This window comes from Micromonospora sp. NPDC049580 (genome assembly GCF_040675595.1).
Lineage (GTDB): Bacteria > Actinomycetota > Actinomycetes > Mycobacteriales > Micromonosporaceae > Micromonospora.
This window is the reverse complement of the sequence record NZ_JBFAPG010000677.1, coordinates 1-2,467: the sequence shown is the minus strand read 5'-3', so window position 1 is coordinate 2,467 and position 2,467 is coordinate 1. Positions and strand designations below refer to the sequence as shown.

2 protein-coding genes are annotated in these 2,467 nt (G+C 71.3%); one reads left to right on the top strand and one right to left on the bottom strand.

Translation table 11 applies throughout. The annotated features are described in order from the left end of the window. Window positions 1–34 precede the first annotated feature (34 nt). Complete coding sequence (locus AB0J68_RS30890) at window positions 35–1,165, bottom strand: N-acetylmuramoyl-L-alanine amidase (RefSeq protein WP_354861263.1); 1,131 nt, start codon at window positions 1,163–1,165, stop codon at window positions 35–37. Window positions 1,166–1,354: 189 nt separating this feature from the next. Here AB0J68_RS30890 and AB0J68_RS30885 point away from each other — a divergent pair, with 189 nt between their 5' ends. Then, entirely contained in the window at window positions 1,355–2,431 is a 1,077-nt protein-coding gene (locus AB0J68_RS30885) for a hypothetical protein (protein ID WP_354861264.1), read from the top strand. Window positions 2,432–2,467 lie beyond the last annotated feature (36 nt).

Sequence of the window (2,467 nt, the reverse complement as noted above, 5' to 3'; positions counted from 1 at the left end):
CACGGGATCACCCCGCGCCGCCTCCGGCGGAGGGTCAGTGGTGCGTGAACGACTGGCGGACCGTGCCGCCGACGATCGCGCACCACGTGCTCGTGCTGAGCTTGCCGTTGCGGGGCAGCCCGTGCAGCGCCTGCAGGTCCTGCACGGCCCCGCGGGTGGCGTGGTCGTACGCGCCGGTGACGGTGACCGCGTACCCCTTGGTCGCGAGGATCTCCTGGACGGCCGTGACCGGCGCGCCGGCGGCGTGCTGGTCGAGCTCGGGCGCCAGGGTCTCCCAGGTCGGCGTGGTGAGCGTGGCGTCCACGTCCACGGCGATGCCGTTGCGGGCCTGCCAGTCCTGCACGGCGGCCACGGTCGCGGCGTCGAACGTGCCGCTGACCGTCACGGCGTAGCCCCGGTAGGCCAGCAGGTGCTGCACCACCCGGACCGACGGCGAGTTGACGAACCGCCACAGATCCGGCCAGCGGCGGGCCGGCACGTCACCCAGCTTGGTGCCGAGGGCCGCGTGGACCCGCCGCCGCAGCTGCGGGAACTGCCGGTAGAACGCCGCCCCCGGGCAGTCGGTGGTGCGGAAGTCCCAGTGGCCGAAGATGTCGAAAGCGTGCAGCCCGTACTGCCGGCAGATGGCTACGCAGAGCTTGACCAGCGAGTCGGTCAGCGCCTCCGGTGGAGTCTCGGTGACGTAGGTGCCCTCGTTCTCGATGCCGATGGCGCGGCCGTTCTCGCCCGGGCAGTGCGCCGAGATCATCTGACGGTCGCCCGCTTCGAGGCGTTCCAGGCTGCCCCGGCGGCCCTCCAGCACGTAGCCGCCGCGGCTCACCGTGAAGTGCTGGCCGGTGTCCGACCAGCCGTTGCCGTCGATGTGCAGGTCCTGGCAGTCGTGGGCCAGCTTGACCGCCTGCTCGCGGGAGTAGTCGGTGACGTTCGGGAACGCCATGTGATGCACGATGATCTTGTTGGTGGGGATGGCGCTGACCGACAGCGGGTCCTTCGGCGGGCGGGCGGCCCACTCGTCGCAGCTGATAATCCAGTCCAGGTCGGTGCCGGGAGCGGCCTGCGCCGCGCCCGAGAAGGCGAGTTCGCTTCCGACGACGGCGACCGTGGCCGCGCCGAGACCGGCCCGCAGCAGCGTTCGGCGGTCCACTTCGGAATGGTCGACGTGCATGACATCTCCTCCTGCGGCCGACGGCGGGGGGATGAAAAGTAGCTCCAGTGGCCGCACGTACTCCGGAGAATATTGCCAAGACTCGTCCGCGCGCTAGACCCTCCGAGCGGGAGCGGCGTTTCCCCGTCCGCTGGTGGGGGTAGGTCGGTGGCCTACCATCCCGGCTGCTCCGCATGGAGGAACGACCCTATGAGTGACAACGTCAGCGACGCGGTGGGCGACGCCCTTCGCTCGGTGATGCTCTTCCTGCCCAAGGCCGTCGCCTTCCTGGCGATCCTGGTGGCCGGTTGGCTGATCGCCAAGGCCGTACTGAAGATCGTGGAGAAGGTCCTCGAACGCGTGGGCTTCGACCGCGCCGTCGAGCGCGGCGGCATCCGCCGGGCCCTGAACCGCTCCCGGTACGACGCCAGCGACATCGTCGCGAAGCTCGTCTACTACGCGGTGCTGCTGCTCACCCTGCAACTCGCCTTCGGCATCTGGGGGCCCAACCCGATCTCCGACCTGATCACGGCCGTGGTCGCGTGGTTGCCCCGCGCCTTCGTCGCGATCGTCATCGTCGTGGTCGCCGCCGCCATCGCCAACGCCGTGAAGGACATCATCAGCGGCGCGCTCGGCGGGCTGTCGTACGGTCGGGTGCTGGCCGGTATCGCCTCGGTGTTCATCCTCGGCCTGGGCGTCATCGCGGCGCTGAACCAGATCGGCGTGGCCACCGCGGTCACCACCCCGGTGCTGATCGCGGTGCTGGCCACTGTGGGCGGCATCCTCGTCGTCGGGGTCGGTGGCGGCCTCATCCGTCCGATGCAGAGTCGCTGGGAGGCGTGGCTGACCCGCGCCGAGCAGGAGTCGCAGCTGATCGCCACGCACGCCCGTGCCTACCGGGCCGGTCGCCGCGACGCCGAGGCCGAACTGGCCCGCTCGACGGCCGCCCGCGCCGACGCGGACGCCACCCCGGTGACGACCCGGCCGTCCGACCCGGAGGCCACGCAGGTGGTGACCCGTCCCGCCGAGGCGGACGCGACGCAGGTGACGACCCGGCCGTCCGACCCGGAGGCCACCCAGGTGGTGACCCGTCCCGCCGACAGCGTCGACGACACCACGCAGGTGGTGGCCCGTTCGACCGACCCGGACACCACGCAGGTGGTGGATCCCCACCGTGACGCCGACACGACCCAGGTGATCAGCGGCGGGGTTCCGGGCCAGCGCAGCAGCAGCGACGACAGCGAGACCACGACGGTCATCCCGCCGGTGGATCCCCACCGGCGTTGAACCTCGGCGCGACGGCGGGGCGGGATCCACGCGGAT

Excerpts from the sequence above, each read along its gene's own strand:
- AB0J68_RS30890 (WP_354861263.1), bottom strand. The coding sequence starts at position 1,165 with ATGCACGTCGACCATTCCGAAGTGGACCGCCGAACGCTGCTGCGGGCC.
- AB0J68_RS30885 (WP_354861264.1), top strand. The coding sequence starts at position 1,355 with ATGAGTGACAACGTCAGCGACGCGGTGGGCGACGCCCTTCGCTCGGTG.